Source organism: Streptomyces sp. P17 (assembly GCF_032436805.1).
In the GTDB taxonomy this organism is placed as follows: Bacteria; Actinomycetota; Actinomycetes; order Streptomycetales; family Streptomycetaceae; genus Streptomyces.
Genome location: NZ_JAVRBF010000315.1, coordinates 1 through 480 on the forward strand (window position 1 = coordinate 1; position 480 = coordinate 480).

Annotated in this window: 1 protein-coding gene; it reads left to right on the forward strand. The window is 45.2% G+C overall.

Annotated elements, in window-relative coordinates; all coding sequences use genetic code 11:
• The coding region (locus RMT89_RS41055; RefSeq protein WP_315888852.1) for a GDSL-type esterase/lipase family protein at positions 1-480 on the forward strand (480 nt) is incomplete at both ends.

The following is a 480-nucleotide window of genomic DNA, read 5'->3' on the forward strand; positions in this document are numbered from 1 at the left end:
CCGTCCGATCATCGATCTCAGTCCGATTTCACAGTATTTATCTACAGCGACTTCCTTAGCGGATAGAGCTGAGCGTATTGAGAAGGCCTCAACCCGTTTATTTATTGTCGGTGATTCTACCGCTGCACATTATGAGCCAGAGGTGTATCCAAGAATGGGCTGGGGACAGGTATTAGCGGAACGTTTAGAAGAACATCAAACTCTGATGGTGGTGAATGCAGCGCGATCAGGCCGTAGTTCTCGTGATTTCATTAATGGCCGCTGGCTTGACTATCTGGAGCCTATGGTTCGAAAAGGAGATTATCTGTTGATTCAATTTGGGCACAATGATGCCAAATGTAATGGCGCCGATATTAGCCGAGGAGCTATCGATGTTGCTAATTTGTGCACTTATCCTAATGATCAACAAGGACAATTACAGGCACCGGATGGAGCTGAAGAGTACTCTTTTCAATATTCACTACAACGCTATTTGACGTT